24 protein-coding genes and 1 pseudogene are annotated in these 23129 nt (G+C 68.3%); 12 read left to right on the top strand and 13 right to left on the bottom strand.

Going from position 1 to position 23129, the window contains the following annotated elements; translation table 11 throughout:
- Positions 1 to 72: 72 nt before the first annotated feature.
- The 4 genes from OG798_RS09410 (at position 73) to OG798_RS09395 (ending at position 2843) form a co-directional block, all read left to right on the top strand.
- Positions 73 to 1122, top strand: a complete 1050-nt coding sequence (locus OG798_RS09410) for a nuclear transport factor 2 family protein (RefSeq protein WP_267060948.1) — start codon at positions 73 to 75, stop codon at positions 1120 to 1122.
- 195 nt (positions 1123 to 1317) lie between these two features.
- Positions 1318 to 1575: a hypothetical protein gene (locus OG798_RS09405; protein WP_267060947.1), complete on the top strand. Its 258-nt coding sequence runs from the start codon at positions 1318 to 1320 to the stop codon at positions 1573 to 1575.
- A gap of 507 nt (positions 1576 to 2082) precedes the next feature.
- Positions 2083 to 2448 carry a hypothetical protein gene (locus OG798_RS09400; RefSeq protein ID WP_121417081.1) on the top strand — a complete coding sequence of 122 codons (366 nt, stop codon included), beginning with the start codon at positions 2083 to 2085 and terminating at the stop codon, positions 2446 to 2448.
- A 134-nt stretch (positions 2449 to 2582) separates the two neighbouring features.
- Positions 2583 to 2843, top strand: a complete 261-nt coding sequence (locus tag OG798_RS09395) for a hypothetical protein (RefSeq protein ID WP_328760227.1) — start codon at positions 2583 to 2585, stop codon at positions 2841 to 2843.
- Positions 2844 to 2877: 34 nt separating this feature from the next.
- Here OG798_RS09395 and OG798_RS09390 read toward each other — a convergent pair whose 3' ends face one another.
- The 5 genes from OG798_RS09390 to OG798_RS09370 form a co-directional block, all read right to left on the bottom strand.
- Positions 2878 to 3780, bottom strand: coding sequence for an SAM-dependent methyltransferase (locus OG798_RS09390; RefSeq protein WP_328756794.1), 903 nt, complete (start codon positions 3778 to 3780; stop codon positions 2878 to 2880).
- 618 nt (positions 3781 to 4398) lie between these two features.
- The gene (locus tag OG798_RS09385; RefSeq protein ID WP_328756793.1) at positions 4399 to 5277 is read right to left on the bottom strand and encodes an SAM-dependent methyltransferase; all 879 of its coding nucleotides are present in this window, start codon (positions 5275 to 5277) and stop codon (positions 4399 to 4401) included.
- A gap of 44 nt (positions 5278 to 5321) precedes the next feature.
- A complete protein-coding gene (locus OG798_RS09380; protein ID WP_328756792.1) occupies positions 5322 to 6152 on the bottom strand; it encodes an oxidoreductase in 831 nt (276 codons plus the stop codon).
- 16 nt (positions 6153 to 6168) lie between these two features.
- Complete coding sequence (locus tag OG798_RS09375; protein WP_328756791.1) at positions 6169 to 7044, bottom strand: NmrA family NAD(P)-binding protein; 876 nt, start codon at positions 7042 to 7044, stop codon at positions 6169 to 6171.
- Between the two features lie 173 nt (positions 7045 to 7217).
- Positions 7218 to 8639, bottom strand: a complete 1422-nt coding sequence (locus tag OG798_RS09370) for an MFS transporter (protein ID WP_328756790.1) — start codon at positions 8637 to 8639, stop codon at positions 7218 to 7220.
- Positions 8640 to 8748: 109 nt separating this feature from the next.
- Here OG798_RS09370 and OG798_RS09365 point away from each other — a divergent pair, with 109 nt between their 5' ends.
- Entirely contained in the window at positions 8749 to 9375 is a 627-nt protein-coding gene (locus OG798_RS09365; protein WP_328756789.1) for a TetR/AcrR family transcriptional regulator, read from the top strand.
- A gap of 37 nt (positions 9376 to 9412) precedes the next feature.
- On the opposite strand, the gene OG798_RS09360 is transcribed toward OG798_RS09365, so the two are convergent.
- The gene (locus tag OG798_RS09360) at positions 9413 to 10054 is read right to left on the bottom strand and encodes a TetR/AcrR family transcriptional regulator (protein ID WP_328756788.1); all 642 of its coding nucleotides are present in this window, start codon (positions 10052 to 10054) and stop codon (positions 9413 to 9415) included.
- 466 nt (positions 10055 to 10520) lie between these two features.
- Between OG798_RS09360 and OG798_RS09355 the strand changes: the two are divergent.
- Positions 10521 to 12136 (top strand): annotated as a pseudogene (locus OG798_RS09355) (succinic semialdehyde dehydrogenase).
- 173 nt (positions 12137 to 12309) lie between these two features.
- On the opposite strand, the gene OG798_RS09350 reads toward OG798_RS09355, so the two are convergent.
- On the bottom strand, positions 12310 to 12450 hold the full coding sequence (locus OG798_RS09350) for a hypothetical protein (RefSeq protein WP_328756787.1): 141 nt from the start codon (positions 12448 to 12450) through the stop codon (positions 12310 to 12312).
- A 279-nt stretch (positions 12451 to 12729) separates the two neighbouring features.
- On the opposite strand from OG798_RS09350, the gene OG798_RS09345 reads away from it, so the two are divergent.
- On the top strand, positions 12730 to 13050 hold the full coding sequence (locus tag OG798_RS09345) for a hypothetical protein (protein WP_147474225.1): 321 nt from the start codon (positions 12730 to 12732) through the stop codon (positions 13048 to 13050).
- Between the two features lie 119 nt (positions 13051 to 13169).
- Here OG798_RS09345 and OG798_RS09340 read toward each other — a convergent pair whose 3' ends face one another.
- From OG798_RS09340 to OG798_RS09325, 4 genes are all read right to left on the bottom strand, one after another.
- Positions 13170 to 13583 (bottom strand): hypothetical protein, encoded by a 414-nt coding sequence (locus tag OG798_RS09340; protein ID WP_328756786.1) that lies wholly within the window; start codon positions 13581 to 13583, stop codon positions 13170 to 13172.
- A 214-nt stretch (positions 13584 to 13797) separates the two neighbouring features.
- Positions 13798 to 14169 carry a hypothetical protein gene (locus tag OG798_RS09335; RefSeq protein ID WP_328756785.1) on the bottom strand — a complete coding sequence of 124 codons (372 nt, stop codon included), beginning with the start codon at positions 14167 to 14169 and terminating at the stop codon, positions 13798 to 13800.
- Positions 14157 to 14396 carry a hypothetical protein gene (locus OG798_RS09330; RefSeq protein WP_328756784.1) on the bottom strand — a complete coding sequence of 80 codons (240 nt, stop codon included), beginning with the start codon at positions 14394 to 14396 and terminating at the stop codon, positions 14157 to 14159. Before OG798_RS09330 ends, OG798_RS09335 begins: the two co-directional genes overlap by 13 nt.
- A 215-nt stretch (positions 14397 to 14611) precedes the next feature.
- Complete coding sequence (locus tag OG798_RS09325) at positions 14612 to 15280, bottom strand: HD domain-containing protein (RefSeq protein ID WP_328756783.1); 669 nt, start codon at positions 15278 to 15280, stop codon at positions 14612 to 14614.
- Positions 15281 to 15353: 73 nt separating this feature from the next.
- Between OG798_RS09325 and OG798_RS09320 the strand changes: the two genes are divergently transcribed.
- On the top strand, positions 15354 to 16310 hold the full coding sequence (locus tag OG798_RS09320; RefSeq protein ID WP_328756782.1) for a GlxA family transcriptional regulator: 957 nt from the start codon (positions 15354 to 15356) through the stop codon (positions 16308 to 16310).
- Positions 16311 to 16519: 209 nt separating this feature from the next.
- On the opposite strand, the gene OG798_RS09315 is transcribed toward OG798_RS09320, so the two are convergent.
- Complete coding sequence (locus tag OG798_RS09315) at positions 16520 to 17161, bottom strand: TetR/AcrR family transcriptional regulator (RefSeq protein WP_328756781.1); 642 nt, start codon at positions 17159 to 17161, stop codon at positions 16520 to 16522.
- A 138-nt stretch (positions 17162 to 17299) separates the two neighbouring features.
- Between OG798_RS09315 and OG798_RS09310 the strand changes: the two genes are divergently transcribed.
- The 4 genes from OG798_RS09310 to OG798_RS09295 all read left to right on the top strand — a co-directional run bounded on the left by OG798_RS09310 (position 17300) and on the right by OG798_RS09295 (position 21824).
- Positions 17300 to 18742 (top strand): MFS transporter, encoded by a 1443-nt coding sequence (locus OG798_RS09310; protein WP_328756780.1) that lies wholly within the window; start codon positions 17300 to 17302, stop codon positions 18740 to 18742.
- Positions 18739 to 20304 (top strand): MFS transporter, encoded by a 1566-nt coding sequence (locus OG798_RS09305; protein ID WP_328756779.1) that lies wholly within the window; start codon positions 18739 to 18741, stop codon positions 20302 to 20304. The genes OG798_RS09310 and OG798_RS09305 overlap by 4 nt, the downstream gene beginning before the upstream one ends.
- A gap of 257 nt (positions 20305 to 20561) precedes the next feature.
- Complete coding sequence (locus OG798_RS09300; protein ID WP_267060938.1) at positions 20562 to 21047, top strand: DUF2269 family protein; 486 nt, start codon at positions 20562 to 20564, stop codon at positions 21045 to 21047.
- A 309-nt stretch (positions 21048 to 21356) separates the two neighbouring features.
- Positions 21357 to 21824, top strand: coding sequence for a hypothetical protein (locus OG798_RS09295; RefSeq protein WP_121417096.1), 468 nt, complete (start codon positions 21357 to 21359; stop codon positions 21822 to 21824).
- 237 nt (positions 21825 to 22061) lie between these two features.
- Here OG798_RS09295 and OG798_RS09290 read toward each other — a convergent pair whose 3' ends face one another.
- Positions 22062 to 22967, bottom strand: coding sequence for a helix-turn-helix transcriptional regulator (locus tag OG798_RS09290; protein WP_267060936.1), 906 nt, complete (start codon positions 22965 to 22967; stop codon positions 22062 to 22064).
- Between the last annotated feature and the right edge of the window lie 162 nt (positions 22968 to 23129).

The following is a 23129-nucleotide window of genomic DNA, read 5'->3' as shown; positions in this document are numbered from 1 at the left end:
GCCATCAACAGCAAACACATCATCAGCCACACCCGGTCCTCCCGGACCGCCCAACATTCTTAAGGACACATCATGACCACCGACGCACACCTGTCCGTCTTCGAGCAGCTCGACCTCCCCGACACGAGCCTCACCCGGGACACATTCGCCTTTGCGGCACAGGCCACGCCTGCGTTCATTCACGATCACTGCGTCCGCAGCTACGTCTTCGCCCGCGCCCATGCCCAGAACCAGGGTCTGCGCGCCGGTACCGACTACGACGACGAGCTGCTGTTCGCCGCTTGCGTCCTGCACGACATGGGACTGAGCGAGGAGGGCAGCAACAGCGACCAGCGTTTCGAGTTCGACGGCGCCGACCTCGCCGCGGCATTTCTCCGCGAGCGTGGTGTCGAGGAAGCGCGTATCGCCGTCGCCTGGGACGCCATCGCTCTGCACACCTCGGACGGCATCGCGTCGCGGAAGGGCACGGAGGTGGCGCTGGCCCAGGCGGGTATCGCCACCGACATCCTCGGAATCCAGCGTGAGAGCCTTCCGGCCGGCCTCGCCGACGAAGTGCACGCCCTGCTGCCGCGTCAGGACCTGGCGCACGGGTTCAGCGACCTCATCATCACCCAGGCCGTGGCCAAGCCCCACAAGGCGTCCCCGACGACCTTCATCGGCGACCTGCTGCGTCGCCACCTGCCCTACGGCGCCTATCCCAACTGGTACGACCTGATCGACGCGGCCGGCTGGGGCGACAAGCCGGTCGGCGTCACCGCCCGGCGCCGTGCCCAGACACCCCAGGAGTTGGGGGCCATGTACATGGAGTACCTGGAGGCCGGTGACGTCGAGGGTCTGGTGTCGCTCTACGAGCCGAACGCCCACTTCGTCCCCACTCCCGGAACCCACCTGGTGGGCACGGACGCCATCCGCCAAGCCATGCGGCAGATGGTCGACAGCGGTGCCCGCCTCAAGCTCGAAATGCGCGAGATCCGACAGGTCGACGACGTCGCCCTGGTGTCGAACACCGCCACCCTCACCGGGGTCGGACCGGAGCCGGTGGTCACCACCACCACCGAGATCCTCCGACGCCAGCCGGGCGGCGGCTGGGTTCACGTCGTGGACGACCCGTTCTTCGGCTGACCGCGTCGGGCGGCCTGGGCACGGAGGGCGTTGCCATTCCCGTGTTCGGTCGGCACGCCGTCAATGCCCATCTGCTGCTGGGCAGGCAACCGATCATCGTCGACGCCGGAACACCCGGCAGCGGCCGGCTGGTCAACAACGGCCTGGCGACGCGAGCGACCGGGCGGCCGCCCCGGTTCACCGCGGTGGCCCCCGATGTTGATGGACGCTCACCGCGAGGCATCCCGGATCAGCCACCCCGACATGCCGGTCGAACTGCTCACCGACCGCACCGACGTCATCGCTGCGGTACGGCGGCTGACCGCCGAGGCGCGCCGCGAAGTACGGGTCTTCGACCGGCCCCCGTACGTCGACCGCCCGAGCGACGACATCCTGCCCAGCGTCCGGTCCGGCGAACAGGCGCGGGTCCGAGCATCGAGGTGGAGTGGGAGCGCGCCGTTCCGGTGTCCGTGACGGGCCAGGCGCCGCCCCGCCGGTACCGCGGAGGAACCTGCGGCCGACGGACCCGACGTGGCGACCCGCCACCTGCTCACGCTGCCGCCGCCGGGCACACCGACGCCGCCATCGCCCGGGGCCAGGGCCGGAGCGAGCGCACCACGCAAAGGCGCATTCAGCGTGTGATGGCCCAGTTGGGTGCCCCCGCACGCTTCCGGGCCGGCCTCCTCGCGACTCGCCGCGGCCGGCTGCGACCACGACCGCCGCACCCGAGTGCAGGGCGGTCCCGGTCGGAACTCACGTCGTTACGAACCGCTGACGAAGCCACCAGGTTCCGTTCTCACGAACCTTGTCCGTGGGAACACCTTGCCCACCAGCGTAAATGATGTCTGGACGAAATGAGGAAACGAGTTCCATTTCTCTCCGCCCCCTTTGGCTTATTTCAACTCGTTGGTGCAGTTGACTTGCTTCAGGAAATCTCAATAGCGTGCACATGACCAAACTTGCGATAGGGGGAACTGACCCGTGCACAGAAAAGCGATCAGCCTGTTCTTTGGAGCCGCGACCATCGCCGGCACCGTCGCCATGGGTGGTGCAGCCGAGGCGGCGACGCCCCACTCGACAGCGGCGGGCGTGACGCACCACGTCGTCTGGCAGTCGGGCAAAGTAAGCCCCATGCATGTCCCGAACCACGGCTTCAACACGTACTCCTTTAATGGGGTTTCCTGGCGCGCAACGGTCACCGTCGATTACGGCCGCACCGGGGCATGGACGCACTGCAGTGATGGCACGGACATCCACGGCCCGCTGCAGGGGCCCGGTTTCTGGGACTTCGGGGGCAGCTGCAGCGGTCACGGCACCATCACTCAGTACGGCTGGTACGACGGCTGATGATTCTCCCGGAGGCGCAGCGGAATACTGACCGCACCGAATAGACGGCAATGGTGGTGTACCGGAATCTGATTCATTGTCCGGTACACCGTCACCCGTCCAGGGCCACACCGAATTTCGCGTCTGAGCGGAGCATGCTGGACTCTGGAGACGGCACACCCGGCGGAGCCGTGGCACCTCTGCGGTCGACGCGACTGGGATGCTGGACAGCCCTCCGCTCCCTCAAGTACGCGTACGCCCGTATCCAGCCGATCCAGTCGATCCTGCGCAAGGCGGGCAAGGTCCGCCCGGCCGCTCACCCGGGGCTGGAACTGGCCTCGGCCGAGCGTGAGTTGGCCCGCACCCTGCACCAGGGCATGGCCCAACTGGGCATCGGGACGCCCGAGCGCCTCTGACCGAACCCTGATCGAGGCCTGACCAAAACCTTGATCATGCCTTGCGACCCGTCGCCGCGTAGATGTTGATGTCCGCTTCCGTGACGTCGTTGATGTCATGGAAGCGGATCATCTCGATGGCATCGAGGGTCGCGAGGTGGGCGGGGTCGGCCTGTTCGGGGGAGGGGGCCGCGCCGTCGGGGCGCCAGCGGTGGACCGGGACGACACTCGGCTCCTCCAGTACGAGCCCGACCTCCGTGAAGAACCGCTCGACGTCCCGCTTCGATCGCAGCACGAAGGTGAAACCGCGCTCGGTGTACGTCCGTCGCACCGCGCCGATGGCCTCGGGGTTGACGTCCTCGGTGAGATGACTGAGGACGAGCCGGCTGCCCGACGGCAACGCGTCCACCAGCTCACGCACGGCCCGGTAGGCCTCCTCGTCCTCGACGAAGTGCAGGACGGCCGCGAGCACGAGCGCGACCGGCTGGTCGAAGTCCAGGGTCTTGGCAGCCTGTTCGAGGATCCGAGCAGGCTGCTTGAGGTCCGCGTCGATGTAGTCCGTACGGCCCTCGGAGCCGTTGGTGAGCAGGGTGTACACCTGGGCCAGGACCACCGGGTCGTTGTCGACGTACACGACCCGCGAGTCCGGGCTGATCCGCTGGGCGATCTGATGGACGTTCTCCTGCGTCGGCAGCCCCGTGCCGACGTCCAGGAACTGCCGGATGCCGTCCTGCGCCGTCAGCGTGGTCACCGCCCGGCGCAAGAAGTCCCGGTTGTGCCGGATGTCGAGGTAACCCCGCGGGTTGGCGGCGAGCGCCGCGGCGGCCGCTGCCCGGTCGACCGGGTAGTTGTCCGTGCCCCCGAGAAACAGGTCGTAGACGCGTGCCGGGTGCGCCTTGGTGATGTCGACCCGCCATCTCAGCACGGCGGCGTCCTGACCCAAAGCGTCACCGAACATAAAGCTCCTCCCCGGAGAGCCGCGCTATTCAAGAGCAAACAACCTAACCCCAGGGGGAGTTGATCGGGGACGGGTCGACAAGACCTTCACGTACGTAGGCCACGCCACCCGCACCACACGACCTTTCCGGGATGTCTCCCCAGAGACTCCTCCGGACGGCTCCTGATGTACTCGCCCCCCTGACGACGCCGACTCCCGGCGCATGACCGCCGGGCACCCCGTGCATGGCGTGTGTCGGCTGCGCCTGGCATCCGTCCCCGCGGGCGGCCGGGCGGGAAACTCTGGGAAGGCACCGAGCGGGCCGCCGCCGCGTTCCCTGGCGTCCGCAAACCGGCCCTCCACGCCCTGTACGGACGGACCAGCGATGGATGCGCCTCTACAGCGTCGTGGATCGGCAGGGCGGCCTCGACGACCAGGCCGGCCGGGTCATCGAGCTGCCAGTCCAGGTACCGCACGGCACCCTGTCACTGCCTGCGGCGTGGGCACTCGTTGGTGGGACAGCCGGCACAGGACCGTTCCGTGCACTGAGCGGATCCGTTCGCCCTTGGGCCGGAGACGGCTCAACGGCGAACGGACGATGGTGCGGTAGACACCGATCCAGGTGCGGTCTTCGTGAGATCAGCGGAGACGGCAGATCATCTCGGTCGGAGCAAGGAGACCATCCTCCATGTTCTGGAGCACCTTTGCGAGCTTGGTCGATGCGTCGGTGCCCATCGCCACGCTGATCGGGGCAGGAGGCGTGTCTCCGCCCGCAGGGTTGTGCGGCGTGCTGTTCCGGTGGTGCGCGTCGCCCGCGTCACGAAGCGCCTGGACGGCTTGCGAGCGGTGATCGTGCTCGGCGACGATGTCGAACCCGGCCTTGCGCAGCAGCGAGCGGTACTCCTGGGGGCGGGCCAGGAAGCTGTGTTCGGGCTCCGAGGCCCATGGCAGTGGGTAGCTGACGAGGGTGGGATCGCCGAGGAGCATGACGTCGTACACGATGAAGAGGCCGTTGTCGGTCAGGACGCGGCTGATCTCGGTGAACAGGCGGGCCTTGTCCTCGATGTTCATGCCCACGTGCAGCATCCAGGCCCGGTCGAAGCTCGCCTGGGGAAAGGGCAGTGCGGTCACGTCCCCCTGCTGGAAGCGGACCCGGTCGGCGAGGCCCACGCGGTCGGTGAGCCGGCGCGCGACGTCGACGTACTCCTCGGTCAGGTCCACGCCGGTGACATCGGCGCCTGCGTGCTGGGCCAGATGGCGGGCCGGGCCGCCCAGGCCGCTTCCCACGTCGAGGACACGCAGGCCCGCGCTCAGTTCCAGGTGTTCGGCCAGTTCTCGCGTCGCCGCATGGCCGCCGATGTGGAACTCGTCCACGCCATGAAGGTCGTCGGTGGTGAGCGTCGTATGCCCCGGGTGGAGGCGGTCGAGCGCTTCGTCGATCTTCCGGCGCAGGTCGCCTTGCCGGTAATGGCGTGCTGCGGCGGACGGTTGCTGTGGGGACGGCTGCTGTGCGGTCACGGGAACGTCCTTCCGGTGAAGACGGCGGACTCAGGGGTGTTTTCCTAGTCGTGATCGGTGGCGAGGGCGACGTGCCGCCAGGCGTCCATCTCCTTGCGGAACGTGTCCAGTTTGGCGCCGAAGGCTTGCAGGGTGTCGGCTCCGAGGGGGAGGCGCAGGGGCGGCTCAGGAGCGGCGGCCATCTCGACTATGGCGTGCGCGGCCTTGACCGGGTCGCCGGGCTGGGCGTGGTTCAGGCTCGCGGCGGCTGCACGCATCGCGCCGACGGTGGGTGCGTAGTCGTCGATCGTGTCGGGGCCGGTGTGCAGGCTGGTGGGGTCGAGGAAGTCGGTGCGGAAGAAGCCCGGTTCCACGAGCGTCACGTGGATGCCGAGGGGGGCCAGTTCGGTGTGGAGAGTCTCGGTGAAGCCTTCGACGGCGAACTTCGTGGAGGCGTAGATGCCCCAGCCCGGCGCGGTGGCGAAGCCCACGATGGAGCTGATGTTGATCACGTGGCCGGAGTGCTGGCGCCGCAGTACCGGCAGTACGGCGCGTTGGACGGCGAGCGGGCCGAACACGTTGGTCTCGTACACCGCGCGGACCGCGGCGTCGTCGGACTCTTCGACGGCGGCGAGCAGTCCGGTGCCGGCGTTGTTGACCAGGACGTCGATCCGGTCGAACCGCTCGACCGCCGCGTCGACGGCCGCCTGGATGCTCTGGGGGTCGGTCACGTCCAGCGGCACGGTGAGCAGCGCGTCGCCGGCGTCGGGAAACTGCTCGCGGACGGTTTCGGTCTTCCGCGCGGTCGCGACCACCTGATGGCCGGCGGCGAGGGCGGCACGGGTGATCTCCAGGCCGAAGCCCCGGGATGATCCAGTGATGAACCAAACGCTCATTGCTTTTCTCCGGTGTTCAGGCAGTGGGCAGGTCGAAGGCCGCGCGGTTTTGGGCGATGAAGCCCTCGACGTCGAGGGGGTCGCTGTCGCCGATCGTCTTCACGAGGTCGTTGGTGCCGGCGAAGACGCCGTTGCGGTAGTCGACGGCCACGGCGAGCAGGTGTTGGATCAGGTGGTCAGGCGCGCCGCGCCCCTGCAGGATGGCGGCGAATTCGTCGAGTTCGATGGGCACGTAGGTGACTTCACGGTCCAGCGCCCGCGACATCTTCTCGGCGATCTCGTAGTGGTTGAGCTCCTCGGCTCCGTACAGCGGGTAGATCTGGCCGGCGTGCGGGGCGGGATCTTCCAGGACGGCCGCGATCACCTTCGCCTGGTCGCTTTCCGCGATGGGGGCGTGGCGTCCGTCGGCGAACGGCAGGCGCAGTTCGCCGGTTCCGTCGGCCCAGGTGTCGATCAGCCACTGGGCGAAGAAGGTCGGGCGGATGTGGGTGACGGGGACCGGAGAGTGGTCCAGGACGCGTTCGGCGACCCAGTGCTGGCGTGCCGCGTTGCTGGCGGTGTTGCGCCGGGCGGAGACCTGCGACATGTTCACGATCGCCTGGACCCCGTTCTCCTCCGCCGCCTGGGCCACGTTCGCGGTCGCGTCCATCAGGCCGGGGCTGATCGGATAGGTGAAGTACAGGGCGTCGATCCCCTGGCTCGCCCGGGCCAGGGAGTCCAGGTCGAGGACGTCGCCTTCCACGACGTCCGCTCCGAGGGCGGCGAGCCGCTCGGCGCGCCCGTCGAGGCCGCGGACGAGTGCGCGGACGCGGTGTCCGCGCTGGAGCAGGAGTTCCGTGGTGTGGCCGCCGGTCTTGCCGGTGGCCCCGATCACGAGGAGGTTGCGTTCCATGATGGTGATCTCCGTTGTTCGAGAGGGAGCTGGTGGGAACTCCAGCGTCAGTGCTTCGAGCGGGTGTCGCTCGCGAGGGGTGAGAGACGGTGCGATGCCCGTCCAGCAGGAGCAGGAGGCTGTGGTGGCGGGCCTGACCCGAGTGGCCGCGGCCCTGTGGTCAGGGCGTGTGGTCAGGGTGTGTGGCGGGGCCGGAGGGCGAGCAGCGCGGTGGCCGCGGCGATTCCGGCGCCGGCTTGGACGGACCAGGCATGGTCGAACCCGGCGGTCGTGGTCTGGGGGGTGAGGGCGACGAGCAGGGCCACGCCCACGGCGCTGCCGATCTGCCGGCTCATGTTGAGTACGGCGCTGCCGGTGGTGGCGCGTTCGGGTGCGAGGGTGCCTGCGGCGGCGAACAGCGGCGCTTGGGTCAGACCGCCGGCCAGGCCGACCAGGATCAGGCCCGGGAGCATGCCGCCCCAGTAGTCGGGGGTGGTGTGCACGTTCGTGATCCAGTAGCCGGCGGCGAGTGCCATGGCCAGCGTGCCGGTCACGGCGGGGGCGGTGCGTCCGAAGCGGCTCTGGATGGGGCCGGCGTTCATGGCGAAGGCGATCGAGGCCAGGGGGGCCGGGGCGATGGAGACGCCGGCGCGCAGCGGGCTGAAGTGCCAGACCTCCTGCATGAACAGGGCGGTGCTGAGCAGGACGATGGCGAAGCCGGCGGAGAACAGGAACAAGGCCACGGTGGCGGCGGTGAACGGCCTGCCCGCGAACAACTGCTTCTCGATCACCGGCGCCTTGGCGCGGAGGGTGCGCTCGACGGTCGCGGCAGCGGCCAGGGCCGCGACCGCGAACAGGGCCACGGTGCGGATGTCCGTCCAGCCCCACCCCGGTCCCTCGACGGTGGCGAGCACCAGCAGGCTCACGGCCAGCAGCAGTGCGAGGGCGGAAGCCGCGTCTGGCACAGCGGCACCCTTGGGCTGACGCACCTCGGGCAGCAGCAGCGCGCCGGCGACGAGGGTGGCGATCCCGACGGGGACGTTGATCAGGAAGATCCACCGCCAGTCGAGGGTGACGAGCAGACCGCCGACGGGCGGGCCCGCCGAGGCTGCGATCGCGCCCACGCCCGCCCACAGGCCGACCACCAGGGTGTGCCGGCGCTTGGGGAAGCTCGGGTAGAGCAGGCCGAGCGAGGTCGGCACGATCATCGCCGCGCCGACGGCCTGGAGAGCCCGGGCACCGACCAGCACGCCGAGACTCGGCGCGGCAGCCGCGACGGCGGAGGTCAGGGTGAAGAGTGCCACTCCGGACAGCAGCATCTTCTTGCGCCCCCAGTGGTCCGCGATCCGGCCCGCGGGCACGAGCACGGCGGCGAAGACGATCGCGTAGGCCGACAGAACCCACGACACGCTCGCGACTCCCGTGCCCGGGAACGACTGCCCGATCCCGTCGAGGGCGACGTTGACGACGAAGAAGTCGAGCTGCGCCATGAAGGCGACGGCACCCAGCACCGCCATGATGCTCCAGCGGCGCGGGTGACCCGCCTCGGTGACGGCCGGGGCCGGGCCGGTGTGCGGTGGCGTCGCGACCGCCTGCGGTGCAGCCTGTGTGGACATCCTGTCCGCCTCCCCAGAGGAATGGGCTTGGCAGCCCTTTTTGACCTGCCTCCAGGAGACACCCCGGAGAATGGGTTGTCAAGCCCCTTTTTGCGGTACGATGCTCACCATGACCATCACCAGCGAAGCGCCGGGCCAGAAGCTGACCGCCAAGGGCCTGGCCACGCGCGAACGCATCGTCAAGGCGGCCGCCGAGCTGATCTACGAACACGGCGCGCAGAACACCAACAACGAGCAGATCCGGGAGGCCGCCGGAGTCAGCGGCTCGCAGCTGACGCGCCACTTCCCCACCAAGGAGTCCCTGGTGCGCGCGGTGCTCGCCTGGCAGGCCGACAACATCGTCGCCCGCCACCAGGCACCCGAGCTGGGCGAGCTGGACAGCTTCGCCGCCCTGCGCCGGTGGGCCGACTCCTACATCGCCTCGCAGGACATGCTGCGCGGCGGGTGCACGTTCGGCTCCCTGGCCGCCGAGGTCGTCAAGGCCGAGCCCTCCCACCGGGACGCGGTGGCCCACGGCTTCGAGCGGTGGCAGGAGCTGTTCAAGCGCGGTCTGAGCAAGATGCGCGAGCGCGGCGAACTGCGGCCGGAGGCCGACCCGGCCGCGCTCGCCCACCTGCTCGCCGCCGCGTTCCAGGGCGGAGCACTGCTGGACCAGGCGGTCGGCGAGTCCACACCCCTGCGTGACGCGCTGTACGGGGCCCTGGCCTACATCGAGTCATTCGCCGCAGAACGCTGACCGCACTGCGGAGTGCGGACCCTCGAGCAAGCGGCGCTCAGCAAGCGTCGGAGACGACTGGGCGGGGCGCCCGATGGGACCGGGCCCGTGTCGTCAGCGGGAGTCCTTCGAATGCCTGATCGGCAACGCGCTCCAGCGCGACCACGTCGAACCCGGCCCTGGCCATTACTTCCATGCCCCGGTTGACCGCCATGAGCAGGTGACTGATTCCTCGGGCGTCCGCCTCGGGATCGAGGTCGCCATGGCGCTGCGCAGCCTGAACGCACCCGGTCAGCGAACCCTCGATCCTCCCGAGGGCCTGGCTGACGCGTGCACCGGCCTGTGGATCATGGTCGACTCCCTCGACGGCGAAGCCGGTCACCATGCAGCCGAGCCGGTCGGGGTCATCGTGCACACATCGCGCTGACTTCACGAGATAGGCGTGCAGCCGTTCCAGGGCGGTGTCATCCGGGCCTTCGAGTACGGCCTCCCAGGCGGCCTCGGTGCGGTCGCAGTACGCCTCCAGCGTCCGCAGGTACAGCTTGCTCTTGTCGCCGAAGGCGGCGTAGAGGCTGCCGCGGCCCAGCCCGCCGGCCTTGGCGATGTCGTCAACACTGGTACCGGCGTATCCGGTGCGGCGGAACTGCCGTTCCACGGCGTGTACGACCTCGTCCTTGTCGAAACCTGGTGGGCGTCCCATGAGACCAGCGTACAGGCCCCACAAGCATTCTTGACATTCCGGTCCACAACTTCCTACCGTTCCTGACAGGGCGGTCCAGAACCCCTGGTGTCCTTTGCTCACGGCATTCCGTGCATCCCGCAGAACGGAAGAGGCGCATGTCTTCGCATGGCACTGCTCGGCCAACGAGACCGGATGTGCCGGCCTCCCCGGCCCTGCGGGCTTCGTGCCGGCCGTCACTCTCGGTGATGCCATCCAATGCCGATTCCGCCTTCCGGCCGGCACCATCGCCGCGGTCGGATGTGCCATCGCCTCTGCCGGCGCCCTTCTCTTCGCCGTTCTGCTGCCCAACGACGCGAAGCACGCTTCCGGAATTTTCCCGTGCTGGCTGATCTGTTGCGCGGGATGGAACGGCACTTCAGGCCACGACGCAGTTCCGAGAGAATGTCGTCCTTTGATTTATGTCTAGTGATTGGGATATGCGTCGATGGGTGTCGAATCAGAAATTAACAACATCGCTACCGGTGACGGCAACCCTGTTGCAGCACAAAGCGGCCGGACGGTGACCGACGTAGTGACCTCTGACCTGGTGTTTCGACTCACGCGAGGGGTCCAGGGCAGCGGCCGTACCGTGAGTTGTACCCCCATGACGGGCGAGATTGTCGCGGAGCTGCCCGCGTCGACACCCCACGATGTAGAGGTGGCGTTCAGCAGGGCCCGGGAGGCCCAGCGGGAATGGGCCTCGCTTTCGGTTCGAAGGCGTGCGGCAGTTCTTCTCCGATTTCACGACATCCTCCTGGACAAACAAGCCGAGGCGATGGACCTGATCCAGGTGGAGACAGGAAAGGCTCGCCTGCACGCACACGAGGAAGTGCAGGGAGTCGCCGTGGTGGCCCGGCACTACGGACGCAAGGCCCCCGCGTACCTCCGGCCGCGGCGACACCTCGGCGCGTTTCCGGTGCTCACGAAAGTCACCGAGTGGCGCCACCCGCGAGGCGTGGTCGGGCAGATCGTCCCCTGGAACTACCCCCTTGAACTCTCCCTGGGGGACGCGCTGCCCGCTCTCGTCGCCGGCAACGCCGTCGTGACGAAACCGGATACGCAGAGCACCCTGACGCCGCTGTGGGCGCGCAGGCAGCTCATCCAGGCCGGGCTGCCGCCGACGTCTGGCAGATTGTCATCGGCGACGGCCGGGTCGTCGGGCCCGCCGTCGTGGATCAGGCCGACTACGTCGCGTTCACCGGCTCTGTTCGCACCGGCCGGGATGTCGCAACCCGTGCGGCGGCCCGTCTGGTCGGCGCGTCACTCGAACTGGGCGGCAAGAACGCCCTGCTCGTGTTGGCCGACGCGGACCTGGACAAGGCGGTCGAGGGCGCGGTTCGCACGTGCTTCTCCTCGGCCGACCAGTTGTGCCTGTCGGCCGAGCGGATCTTCGTCCACTCGTCGGTCGCCGCCGCGTTCTTGGAGCGATTCGTCAGACGCACCAGAGCGCTCACCCTCGGCACATCGCTGAGCTACGGGGTCGGAATGGGTTCGCTGGATGGCCGGCGCCAACTGGAAGCGGTATCCCGGCACGTCGACCAAGCCGTCGCCGAGGGGGCCACAGTCCTCACCGGGGGAAGGCCGCGCCCTGATGTCGGCCCCTTTTTCTATGAGCCCACCATCCTGGACGGCGTGGAGCCCACGATGGCCGTCCATGCGGAGGAAACCTTCGGACCGGTCGTATCGGTGTACCGCTTCACCGACGAAGACGAGGCGGTCGAGCGAGTGAACGCCACGCCGTACGGCCTCAACTCCAGTGTGTGGACGAAGGACATACGGCGCGGTGAACGCATCGCGGCCCGTCTGCAGAGCGGCACCGTGAACGTCAACGAGGGCTACACATCTGCCCATGGCAGCGTCCGGTCTCCGATGGGCGGCATGAAGGACTCCGGACTCGGTCGTCGGCGCGGCCTCGAAGGCATCCTCAACTGCACGGAGGCGCAGACCGTCGCCACGCAGCGGATACTTCCGCTGGCCCCGCCGATGGGCATGGACGATCAGCAGTACGCAGCTTTCATCAGCGTGAGCCTACGTGTCATGAAGGCACTGAGACTCCGCTGATCCAACCTCCCATCGATTCCTCGTGAGTGCCTGTCGCGGACGTGGCCGCCCGCTACAAGCGAGCGGCACTCGACATCACCGCCGCGCTGGCCGCGTCCGCCCTCGCTGGTAGACGAAGCAATGACCACACCCGACGCGCCCGTTGCGGGCGCCGGTGGGGACAGCTGCGCCCATCACCGCCCGACCGTCAGCAGCTCGTCGGCGTACATCACCCGCTCGGCCCCGGGCCGGATGACCTCGACGAGTGCACGACAGTCGGCCCTTCCGCAGGACGGGCGGGCAAACGCAGCGTTCGCGTAGCCGGGAGCTTTCATGCCCCTACTCATCGAAGAGGTACTGACCATGGATCCGCTGTCCGAACGAGGCATGGGCGGGGTGTCCGCACAGAACCACGCGGAGCCGCTCGCACGCCGTCGTCGGCACGCAGGCTGCTCGCTACCCTCACCGAACTGATCGGCGACTGCGCACAAGCCGCCGGTGAGGTGTACCGGCCGGTCGCCGAGGCCCGGCCCACACGGACCGACGTCTCCGTGAACCTCGGGCTGTTCGCCGGCCTCTGATATGAGGACACAAAGGCCCCACAACCACCGCGCATGATCCCCAGTCAGCCCCTAATGCAGTGTGCGGCCGGCGCGCTGGCAGACGTCGGTGCCGACTTCCTCACCGAACTGCTGGACGATCCGGCGCAGGCCATCAAACGGGCGCGGGAACTGGCGGGCACAGGCGAGGTGACCGTGGATCAGATCCTTGACGAGGCAACCGATATGGCCGTGCTGTCCGGACTGCTCTCGCTCCACGAAGCGCAGCGGCAGTCCGACCCGAGCACAGCGGCGGCGAAGTGCGTGGCCGCCACCGGGTACTTCGCCTTGGCCAACTTCGCAATATCGGTCGACGTACCGGCCGCCACGCCCTGAGTGTCCGTACCCGACTGTCGCGTCTCAACGGAGTTTGACCAGTCTCACCGAAGTCTGATCGCCGCGCGGTGGTGGGCTCGTCTCAGGATCAATGAAGTCAGGCGAAGAGGAGCCACCTCCTACGGGCCCTCGGGGCTGGTGTCCTCGGCTCGCGCGGCGGCCGCCGGCTCCAGCAGGAGCCAGCCGTCGACCTCCACCGCTCGCGGCTCCCCTGGCTGCCACCCACCGGCCAACGCCACGTCGAGCAAAGCCCGGACGGCGCCCGGCTCGTGCAGGTTCAGCTCTGCACCCCGGATGAAGCCCACGTCCCCGGAGCCGAAGGGGGCGCCGCCTGGGACGTATCGGCCGGGACCCGCGGCAAAGACAATGCGCAGCGGGCCGCCGGTGCCAACCGGTTGCGGGGACAGAGTCAGGGTTTGGCGGCAGTCCACGGACCGGCCGTCGGCGTCCCGTCGGTGGCTGTGGCGCATCGTCCACATGTACACGCGCCCGTTGGCGACCAGCCGGCGGGGCTTCTTCGAATGGCGAGGCACGCAGCCGAGGGTACGCGGCCTGATCTACGAGACGCCCCTAGCAGTGATCAAGCTTCGATAAGACGAACAGGATGGTCGTCAAACTTCGGTGAGACCGATCAAAGTCCCTTGAGACAGGACACCGACCGAGCGTCCGGCTCCAGAAATGAAACCGAGCGCGGGTGCGGCGGACGTCCACGAGCTTTACCCTTCCGCCGCACCTACGCACGGATTATTACGCGGCCTCGGTCTCGGTGGGAACGTCGCGAACGAGCTCGGTCAGCTCACCGGAATCGATGTCGTAGAAAAGGCCGTAAATCTCAACGTGCTTGGGGGTGCCCGGGCTGTTGCGGATCAGGCTCACGTCGTAGTTGAGTGACTTTTCTAAGTCGGCGATGGCGATGCCGTCCCAGTCGTACAACGACGAGATGTCGGTGTGCTGCTCCTGATTCCACGCAGCGGTGATTCCCTCCGCCGTGAAGGTGGTGGCGCCGCAGAAGGAGTGGTGTACGACGACAACTCGCTCGACTCCGAAGAGGTGCTGGGAGACCGTGATCGAGCGAAGAGCGTCCGCCGCGCGCCCACCGCCGACGATCAGGGGGAACACCGTCGCGTGAAGCCTATCTTTCTGCCGGTCTCGTCGAGGAGAAGTTCGCCGGGGTAGATCTCGTCGCCGAAGTGATCGGCCACCGCTTGTGCGGCCCCGGCCGCCCGGGGGTCGAAGCAGTACATGGCGATCGTCCTGACGGGAATCGATCTGGTGACGATCTCCCGAGCCGCTGCTTCGTTGTAACCCGGCTGTGCTCGGAACGTGAACTCTGCAAAATTCGACACTGCTTGACTCCGCTTCTCATGGTTGACTCCCCGGATTTCTTGGGAAGCCAGGAAAGTTTCAAATATGGAATGGGACGACCGGCTGGATCCCTCTCACTTGGACGGCAGGCCGCCCACGATGTCGAAAACGTAGAGCCACCGGCCATCGGTTCCGTGAAGAACGGTGCCTGGTTCGGGCTGCACATATGCCTCGGGCTCGTACAGCGAAAGCTTCGCTACTCACCCCACGGTCCGCTGACCACGCCACGCTCCATGGAGGTGACGCCGTGGGCTGCCCGCTCCTGCGCAAGGTGGTAGGCGATCGCGTAGGGAGGCGCGGCCGTCTCGGAGCGGGCACCGTGGGCGAGGACTTCTTCGGTCAGATTGCGGACCATCTCCAGCCGCGGATACGCGGCATGGATGCGCTCCTGTTCCCCGGCCACGAGGTCGGCGTTCTTGCCGAAGTCGATCCAGATGGCTTCGTAGGTCAGGTAGGTCAGCAGCCCCATGCGTTCGGGGATCTGCGGAGTGGTGTGAAGCGCGATGGCTTCCCAGACCTTGTCGACGTCTCCGGCGGGGGCTCCGAGACCGGTCAGCACGGCGGCGGCGAGATCGGCGCCTTCCATCTCGAACCGGAGTCGGCCCGGTGCGTCCGGGCCCGTTCCCAGGTCGTGCATCACGTTGGCGGCGAAGAGGAGCTCCTCGTTGTAGTCCGCGTCGTTCAGAACTCCCCTGTGGGCGGCGAACAGGCGGGCCCAGTAGAAGCCGCGAATGCTGTGGTTCAGCACGGACGGATGCACCGCGGCGCGGGCGGCGGCGAGGCTCGCCTCGACCAGCGGCCCGGAAGGGAGAGCGAGTACGCCGTCGTGCAGCCTGTTCGAGAGGGTAGGAGGAGTGTTGGTCATGACTTGACGCTACGAGAGCCGACCTCGCGCCAAAAGTGGCACGGATGCCAACCAGCGCTACTGTCGTGCCACTATGACGAACAGGCATCATGTCGCGGTGCTCGTGCTGCCGGGTGTGCTCGCCCTTGAGTTCGGCGCCGCGACGCAGATCTTCTCGACGGATCCGCACTACGAGCTGACCGTGTGCGCCGAAAACGGACCCGGACCCGTGCCCGGGTCCGGCTTCGCGATCACTGTCGCAGCCGGCCTCGCAGCGCTGGAGGACGCCGACACCGTGATCATCCCGGGTTACGACGACATCGACGCGACCCCGTCAGCCGGATTCCTGACGGCGCTGCGGGCGGCTCACGCCCGGGGCGCCAGGCTCGTCTCCATCTGTACCGGGGTCTTCGCCCTCGCCGCGGCCGGACTGCTCGACGGGCGCCCCGCCACCACGCACTGGCGGCAGGCCGAGCAACTGCGACGGCGCTACCCGCACGTCGATGTCCTGCCGAACCAGCTCTACGTAGACGACGGCGACATCCTCACGTCCGCCGGCGTGACGGCAGGGATCGATCTGTGCCTGCACCTGATCCGCACCGACCTGGGCGCGGCGGCGGCGAACACGCGCGCACGGGACCTCGTCGCGCCGCCACGGCGACAGGGAGGTCAGGCACAGTTCATCGAGCGGTTCCGCCCCGAAGCCGACGGAGACGAGCTCGCTCCCCTGCGGGAGTGGATGCTCGACAACCTCGCGGCCCCCCTCACTGTCGACGACCTCGCAGAACACGCCCATATGTCCCGGCGGACCTTCATTCGCCGCTTCCGCGAGGAGACCGGCACTACGCCGATGGCCTGGTTGACCGACGCGCGTATCGACCGAGCACGGGAACTGCTGGAGGCGAGCGCCGTGCCCGTCGAGCAGGTCGGCCGCCTCACCGGCTTCGGTGCTCCCGCTTCCCTGCGGGCCGCCTTCCACCGGCATCTCGGCTCCTCCCCCCAGGAGTACCGGACTCTGTTCCGCCACAAGTCGGAGCCGGCGCAGACCTGACCGCGCAACCGCCGCCGGTAGATCGTCGTGCCCGTGCGAGGTGATCGCCTGACGGTGGATACTCACGCACCGGGTTCCAGGTGCACCGCGGCCCTCGGTAGCAGTGCAGGAAAACCTTGGGCAAGGCGCTGACCTGGAACCCTCGTGACCATGAGCGGGAGCGGGCAGCGGGCAGCGGACGTGATGGCGTTGCTGTCGCGCCTGAGCGCTCAGGAAGCGTCTGAGACGACTGGGCGGGGCGCCTGATGGGACCGGGCCTGTGCCGTGAGCGGGAGTCCTTCGAACGTTTGATCGGCAACGCGCTCCAGCGTGGCTGCGTCGAGCCCGGCCTTGGCCATCACTTCCATGCCGCGGTTGACGGCCATGAGCAGTTGGCTGATTTCGGAGGCGTCCGCCTCGGGTTCGAGGTCGCCACGGCGCTGTGCAGCCTGAACGCACTCGGTCAGTGAGCCCTCGATTCTCCTGAGGGCCTGTCGGACTCGTTCGTTGGCCTGCGGATCGTGGTCGACGCCCTCGACGACGAAGCCGGTCACCATGCAGCCGAGCCGGTCGGGGTCGTCGTGGACGATCCGCGCCGACTTCACGAGATAGGCCCGCAGCCGTTCCAGTGCGGTCTCGTCGGGGCCTTCGAGTACGGCCGCCCAGGCGGTTTCGTTGCGGTCGCAGTAGGCCGCCAGCGTCTGCAGGTACAGCTTGCTCTTGTCGCCGAAGGCGGCGTACAGGCTGCCGCGGCCCAGCCCGCCTGCCTTGGCGATGTCGTCCACGCTCGTGCCGGCATATCCGGTACGGCGGAACTGCCGCTCGACGGCCTGCATGACCTTGGTCCTGTCGAAACCTGGTGGGCGTCCCATGGGGCCAGTTTACAGGCCACGCGAGCATTCTTGACATGTCGTTCCAGAACTTCATAAGGTTCTTGACAAGGCGGTCCAGAACTCTGCCGCCAGTCACTCACGGCGCCCCTCGAAGCCCACGGAACGGATCGAACACGCATGTCTTCGCAAGATCAGATGGCCTCGGTAAAAGCGCTGAAGGCGCAGAGGGGAGGTGGGCGCACGTCGAACGCACGGCCGGCTCTCATCCTCGCCGTACTGGCCATGGCGAGTTTCCTCGGCCAACTCGACGTATGGATCACCAACGTCGGTCTGCCGAACATCGGGCAGGGGTTGGGTTCGACCTCTTTGTCGGACCTGAGCTGGGTGCTCAATGGCTACGCGATCGTCTTCGCCGCCCTTCTCGTCCCTGCGGGGCGGCTCGCCGACCGCTTCGGACGCAAGAGCGGCTTCCTTCTCGGCATGGGTGTCTTCGTGGCGGCGAGCCTCGGGGCGGCCCTCGCCGGCGATGTATGGGTGCTGGTCTTCTTCCGTGCCCTTCAGGCGGTGGGCGCCGCCCTGTTGACCCCCGCCAGCCTCGGCCTGGTCCTGACGAGCGCCCCTGCCGACAAGGTGGAGCGGTACGTCAAGATCTGGTTCACCGCGGGCTCGCTGTCCGGGGTGTGCGGACCGATTTTCGGCGGGCTGCTGGTTCAGATCTCCTGGCGGTGGCTGTTCCTGGTGAACATTCCCGTCGGACTGCTCGCCATCGCGCTGGCCGCCCGGCTCGTAGCCAATGTCAAGCACGAACAAGACGCCCGCGTCCCCGACATGCTCGGCGGCGTCCTGCTGATCGTGATGGTCGGCGCCCTGGCTCTCGGCGTGGTGAAGGCGCCCGACTGGGGCTGGTCGGACACCCGGGTCATCACGTCCCTGGTCGTGGCAGTCGTCGGGTTGCTGGCGTTCCTGCTCCGCTCGTCCCGGCACCAGGTGCCGGTAGTTGACCTTTCTCTCTTCCGCGACCGGATCTTCGCCTCGGCGAACCTCGCCGGCATGCTGCAACTGGCCTCGTTCGCCAGCCTCCTGCTGTCGACGATCCTCTGGCTGCAGACCCACTGGCACTACTCCGCCATCAGAACCGGATGCGCCAGTCTTCCCGGCCCGATCGGCTTCGCGCTGGCTGCCACTGCCAGTGAAACCCTCCAGCGCCGGTTCCGGATCCCGGCCGGTGTCATCGCGGCGGCCGGCAGTGTGATCGCCTCTGCCGGCATCCTGCTCTTCTCTGTTCTGCTGCACAACGACCCGAACTACGCCTCCGGAGTCCTCCCGTGCTGGCTGCTCTTCGGGTTCGGCGCCGGCTTGGCGCTCCCGACCGTCGTCTCTTCCGCGACGGTCGGTCTGCGCCCGGAGCAGGCCGCTACCGGCAGCGCCATCGTGACCATGTCGACTCAGATCGGTTCGGTCGTCGGCATCAGCATCCTGGTCGCCATGCTCGGCACCGCCTCCGGAGGAGCCTCTCTGGAGACCTATCGGCACGCATGGTTGGTCACGATGGCCCTCATGGCTGCCGCGGCTGTGGTGTCGCTGGGCGTATCGCAGAAGAAGCTGGTGGCAGTCCGATGACGGCGTCCGTTCCGGCTCAGGCTTCCCGCGCCACGGCCCCCGGCAGCGGGCGGGCCCGCTGGCTCGGCCTTCTGGTGGTCTGCCTCGGGGTCATGATGGCCTTCGTCGACGTCACCTCCACCATCTCGGCCCTGGGCGACATACAAAGCGACCTGCACGTCACCGCGAGCACGCTGGTATGGATCACCAGCGCGTACAGCCTTGCTGTCGTGAGCTTCGTGATGTCCGCCGGGACCTTCGGCGACCTCGTGGGGCGTCGACGCGTGTTCAGCCTGGGTGCCGCCGTCTTCCTGGTCGGCAGCGTAGTCGCCGTCTTCGCCGACAGCGCCGGCATGCTCATCACCGCACAGGCGATCGCGGGCCTCGGCGGGGCAGCCGTGTTGCCGACGAGCCTGGCGATCGTCAGTGCCACTTTCACAGACCCGCACGAGCGCACCTCCGCCATCGGTATCTGGGCCGCGTGCTCCGGCGTGGGCCTGGCCATCGGCCCGATCCTCGCCGGAGCCCTGCTCGAACGCTTCTCCTGGCACGCCGTCTACATCGCCAACATCGTGATCGCCGGCGCGGCCCTCCTCCTGGCCCCGGTCTTCGTGGCCGAGTCCAGACACCCCACGCGCAAGCCCGATCTTGCGGGACTTGTCCTGGGCACAGTGATGACGGCCTCGGCCACCTACGCGATCATTCAGGGTGGCTCCACCGGATACACCAAGGCGCCGATCATCACCATGTATGTGGTCTTCGCTGTATCCCTGTTCATGTTCGTGCGGGTGGAACTCCGAAACCCCGACCCCATGTTGGACCTGAGGCTCTTTCGGAACGCTTCCTTCTCGGCCGTCATGGGCGTGGCTGCTGTCAGCGTTTTCGGACTGGTCGGTGTCGCCCTGCTCAGCGTGCTCTACATGGAACGTGTGGGACAGACCAGTCCGCTCGACGTCGGCGTGCGCCTGCTGCCGCTGTTCGGAACGTTCCTCCTGGTCACCGTGGTGGCGGCCCGGGTGCTGGTACACCGGGTCGGCCTCACACCCTTGATCACCGCGGGTCTGGTCCTCATCGGAGCCGGGTCTCTCGCGCTGCTCGCGACCGATGCCTCGGGAAGGTACGGGGCGATGTGGCCCGGACTGCTCGTGGCGGGCGTCGGCGCGGGCCTGTTGACGGCGCCTTCGACGGCTGCCGCGGTCAACAGTGTCCCGCCACAGCAGGATGGCATGGCGGCAGCAGCGGTGAACATGGCTCGTCAGCTGGGAACGGTGCTCGGCCCCAGTGTGCTCGGAACGATCGTCACCAGTCGCTTCCCCCGGAACCTGCATGACCGTCTCGTCGAGGCAGGCGTCCCCTCGCCGCAGGCGGACAGGATCGTGGAGGGGGCGTCACACGGCGGCGGCGCGACAGACCTCCCCGCATCCCTCGCTCGCGTGGTGGGAACCGCGGTACCGAGGGCGTTCACCGACGCCGTGCACTTGGGCAACGTCATCGGCGGAGTCGTACTGATCGTCATGGCCGTGCCTGCGGCGCTGTTCGTCCGTCACAAGGTTCACAGTCCCCGGGCATCCGCCGAAGCGTGAGCGGTACGTCAACGGGACGGTGTGAGGCGCCCACAGGACTTCGACCGAACAACGTCCCCCCGAACAGCCGGTGTTGATCGCTGAGTCCAGCCATCAACACCGGCGCCGTCCACGAACCGACCACCGGTCAAACGCGGGACCGGACCTGGACCAGACCTCCGGGCGACGCCGTGATCAACCGTCGGCCGGTTCAAGCCAGACTGAAACCGTGCGCCTGACGCCCTGCGTCAGCGTGCGCGCGAAAGGGAGACACCGCCATGGCCAAAATCCTGCTCAGCATCCACGTACTGGCGGCGATCCTGCTCATCGGACCGGTCACCATTGCGGCGAGCTTGTTCCCGCGTTATGCGCGCCAGGCACTGGCCGACGGACCCGAGCAGCAGTCGGCCGAGGGATCGGTCCGGCTGCTGCACCGGATCTGCCGGGTCTACGCCGTGGCCGGCATCTCCGTCCCGGCCTTCGGTATCGGCACCGCCGAGGTGATGGGCGTGATGGGCAGCGCCTGGCTCATCGCCTCCATGGCTCTGACAGTGGTGGCCGCCGTCCTGCTGGGCGTCGCGGTGCTCGGCACCCAGGACAACGTGGTCACCCAGCTCGACAATCCCGAACAGACGTCGACCGCCGCGGAGGCCCTGATCGCCCGGCTGCCCCGCCTGTCGATGATCACCGGCCTGTTCGCCCTCAGCTGGCTGATCGTGGTGGTCCTGATGATCGTCCGCCCCGGCTCGACGACAGGCGCATAACGGCTCAACCACCGCAGGAACCACGCGCTCTGCCAACGGCTGTTGACGTGGCCGTGCTGTTCAACAGCGTGCGGGTGCGCCCCAGGGCAAACCAGCCGGCCGGCGCGGCCGGCCCGGGGCGCTCCCCAACTCCGGTCCGTTGAACAGCTGATCACGGTCGAGGCGGGCGGCGGTGTGCCGCCGTACCGGTTTCACCACCGCAGGCACCCCTGAGAACGCTCTGAAACCGCGCTGAATGGGGGGTCGGCCACGCTCTGCGCCATGACGACGACGACCCCGCCAGGGGCAGCAGACCGGGAGGGGATCACCATGAACGGCCTGCGACTGATCCGTCGGCACGCGGCGGCCTTCGGGCGCTTCGCCGGGCTGGGCAGCGGGGTCACCCTGGCTGCCTCGGCGGCCCTGGTCCTGCTGTCGCAGTGGATCCCGTGGATGGCGGCGAACGCGCTCACCACCGTCGCCTCCACCGTGGTCGCCACCGAGCTGCACGCCCGCGTCTCGTTCGGCCACGGACGGCCCGGTCTGGTCGGCCACCTGAAGAGCGCGGCCGCCATGGCTCTTGGCTGGATGGTCACGTCCGCCGCGGTCGGCTCGCTGGCCGTGCTCCGTCCCGGCGCCGGACTCGTCCTGCAGCAGACGGTGTACCTGTCGGCCACCGCGCTCGTCGGGATCGGTCGCTATCTCGTGCTGCGTCTGGTTGTGTTCGCGGAGCGCGCCCCGAGGTCCCGGGCCGGTGGCGGCGTCCGGTTGCGGGCCGCGTACGACGCGGCGGCGTGAGGGCCGGCGGGGAAAGTACGGGCGGCCCGTTCCGCAAGGCGGCCGCTGTCGGGGGGATCAGGTCGCGGGTGTCGGCGAAGACCGTGAGCGGGGGAGGGGCTGCGAGCCCTGCCGGCCTGTGTCGATCGGGTTGGCAGGCCATGATGCTCCGTGATGTGTTCCGCCCTCTTGACGCAGGGCCGATGGCGGCGGGGATGAGCTCGTGGCGATGGTGCTGCCCAGGGGCGCACCGCCTGATCACTTCCCGCGGTGATTGTCTTGCGTGGCTGGACCGTCGTTCGCCTGGTCGGGACGGTCCGCCCACTGGAGGAGGAAACGCAGTGCTTCCTGGGAGGGAGAGTCGGGTGGGGCGGTGTACGCGACCAGTTGCTGGTCAGGTTGCGTGTCGACGGAGAACTGCTGAACGTCCAGGGTGATGCTGCCCGCGACGGGGTGGAGGTAGGTCTTGGCGAGCTGGCGCGGCCCGCGGACCCGGTGGTCGGCCCACCAGGTGCGGAAGTCCGGATCGTGCAGGCTCAGCTCGCCGATCAGCGCGGCGAGGGCCTGGTCTTTGGGGTGGCGGCCGGCTTCCATGCGCAGAACAGCCACGCACTCGCGCGCGGCTCGCGGCCAGTCCGCGTACAGCGCGCGATAGGCGTCGTCGAGGAAGGTCAGCCGGATCAGGTTGCGTTCGGCCGGGGCGAGTGCGCCGAAGTCGGTGAGCAGGGCGGCCGTGCCCCGGTTCCAGGCCAGGACGTCCATGCGCCGGTTGAGAATCATGGCGGGGATGTCGTGCATGGTCGAGAGCAGCTGTTGCAGCTGCGGGTCGACCTGCTGCCTGCCCGGTCTCGGCGTGGGAGCGCTGGGGGTGACGTCGGCGACGGTGAAGAGGTAGGCGCGTTCGTCCGGAGCGAGTTGCAGCGCGTCGGCGAGGGCGTCGAGGACCGGGCGCGAGACCCTGCGGGTGCGCCCCTGCTCCAGGCGGACGATGTAGTCGATGCTCACGTGTCCGAGCTGGGCGAGCTCCTCGCGGCGCAGGCCCGGTACTCGGCGTGGACGGCCGTCGTCGGGAAGGCCGACCTGGTGCGGATCGAGGGCGGCGCGGCGGGAGCGCAGGAAATTGCCCAGCTCGTTGCCGCCGGCAGCACTGTCCTGGAGTTCCATGACCTAAGTGTGCGCAGGCGGACCGCCGCGTGCCTGGTACTGGCGTGCATAGGCAGCACCGTCCCTGGTACCCCCCAATGCGCCGACGCCACCGTGGATGTGTGGCCGCCGGCAGGAGGCCACCGGACCCGCCCATCGCGAGCCCGTCCCTCTGCGACTGGA

The sequence above is a fragment of the Streptomyces sp. NBC_00271 genome, from assembly GCF_036178845.1.
Classification (GTDB): Bacteria; Actinomycetota; Actinomycetes; order Streptomycetales; family Streptomycetaceae; genus Streptomyces.
The sequence above is the reverse complement of the archived record's forward strand: the minus strand, read 5'-3'. Positions and strand labels throughout refer to the sequence as shown.

What these genes read in the sequence shown, in the direction of transcription:
- OG798_RS09410 (WP_267060948.1), top strand. Translation starts at nt 73, where the DNA reads ATGACCACCGACGCACACCTGTCCGTCTTCGAGCAGCTCGACCTCCCC.
- OG798_RS09405 (WP_267060947.1), top strand. Translation starts at nt 1,318, where the DNA reads ATGTTGATGGACGCTCACCGCGAGGCATCCCGGATCAGCCACCCCGAC.
- OG798_RS09395 (WP_328760227.1), top strand. Translation starts at nt 2,583, where the DNA reads ATGCTGGACTCTGGAGACGGCACACCCGGCGGAGCCGTGGCACCTCTG.
- OG798_RS09390 (WP_328756794.1), bottom strand. Translation starts at nt 3,780, where the DNA reads ATGTTCGGTGACGCTTTGGGTCAGGACGCCGCCGTGCTGAGATGGCGG.
- OG798_RS09380 (WP_328756792.1), bottom strand. Translation starts at nt 6,152, where the DNA reads ATGAGCGTTTGGTTCATCACTGGATCATCCCGGGGCTTCGGCCTGGAG.
- OG798_RS09375 (WP_328756791.1), bottom strand. Translation starts at nt 7,044, where the DNA reads ATGGAACGCAACCTCCTCGTGATCGGGGCCACCGGCAAGACCGGCGGC.
- OG798_RS09370 (WP_328756790.1), bottom strand. Translation starts at nt 8,639, where the DNA reads ATGTCCACACAGGCTGCACCGCAGGCGGTCGCGACGCCACCGCACACC.
- OG798_RS09365 (WP_328756789.1), top strand. Translation starts at nt 8,749, where the DNA reads ATGACCATCACCAGCGAAGCGCCGGGCCAGAAGCTGACCGCCAAGGGC.
- OG798_RS09360 (WP_328756788.1), bottom strand. Translation starts at nt 10,054, where the DNA reads ATGGGACGCCCACCAGGTTTCGACAAGGACGAGGTCGTACACGCCGTG.
- OG798_RS09350 (WP_328756787.1), bottom strand. Translation starts at nt 12,450, where the DNA reads ATGAAAGCTCCCGGCTACGCGAACGCTGCGTTTGCCCGCCCGTCCTGC.
- OG798_RS09345 (WP_147474225.1), top strand. Translation starts at nt 12,730, where the DNA reads ATGATCCCCAGTCAGCCCCTAATGCAGTGTGCGGCCGGCGCGCTGGCA.
- OG798_RS09325 (WP_328756783.1), bottom strand. Translation starts at nt 15,280, where the DNA reads ATGACCAACACTCCTCCTACCCTCTCGAACAGGCTGCACGACGGCGTA.
- OG798_RS09320 (WP_328756782.1), top strand. Translation starts at nt 15,354, where the DNA reads ATGACGAACAGGCATCATGTCGCGGTGCTCGTGCTGCCGGGTGTGCTC.
- OG798_RS09315 (WP_328756781.1), bottom strand. Translation starts at nt 17,161, where the DNA reads ATGGGACGCCCACCAGGTTTCGACAGGACCAAGGTCATGCAGGCCGTC.
- OG798_RS09310 (WP_328756780.1), top strand. Translation starts at nt 17,300, where the DNA reads ATGTCTTCGCAAGATCAGATGGCCTCGGTAAAAGCGCTGAAGGCGCAG.
- OG798_RS09305 (WP_328756779.1), top strand. Translation starts at nt 18,739, where the DNA reads ATGACGGCGTCCGTTCCGGCTCAGGCTTCCCGCGCCACGGCCCCCGGC.
- OG798_RS09300 (WP_267060938.1), top strand. Translation starts at nt 20,562, where the DNA reads ATGGCCAAAATCCTGCTCAGCATCCACGTACTGGCGGCGATCCTGCTC.
- OG798_RS09295 (WP_121417096.1), top strand. Translation starts at nt 21,357, where the DNA reads ATGAACGGCCTGCGACTGATCCGTCGGCACGCGGCGGCCTTCGGGCGC.
- OG798_RS09290 (WP_267060936.1), bottom strand. Translation starts at nt 22,967, where the DNA reads ATGGAACTCCAGGACAGTGCTGCCGGCGGCAACGAGCTGGGCAATTTC.